The following is a 270-nucleotide window of genomic DNA, read 5'->3' as shown; positions in this document are numbered from 1 at the left end:
ATTAAATATGCAAAAGAGGAAAAACTAATGGCGATCCAGCGTATTTTTTTAATTGATAAATCGGCGGTCGAAAAAGGGATTGAAATGAGTCGAAATTGCAAACCAGATGCCATCGAAGTATTACCTGGACTTATGCCCAGCATTATTGATCAATTGACTAGACAAGTGGATTTACCGATTATTGCAGGAGGATTAATTAGCAGCAAGAAAGAAATATTGCAAGGGTTAAGGGCAGGTGCATTAGCCATTTCTGCTGGGGATTCTTCCTTA

At 38.5% G+C, this 270-nt stretch carries 1 protein-coding gene; it reads left to right on the top strand.

Features of this window, described 5'->3' with window-relative positions; translation table 11 throughout:
• Positions 1-270: glycerol-3-phosphate responsive antiterminator (locus tag RYX56_RS22565; protein WP_317124148.1), on the top strand; the 270-nt coding region annotated here is incomplete at its 3' end.

Source organism: Alkalihalophilus lindianensis (assembly GCF_032843265.1).
Classification (GTDB): Bacteria; Bacillota; Bacilli; order Bacillales; family Bacillaceae_D; genus Alkalihalophilus; species Alkalihalophilus lindianensis.
The sequence above is the reverse complement of the archived record's forward strand: the minus strand, read 5'-3'. Positions and strand labels throughout refer to the sequence as shown.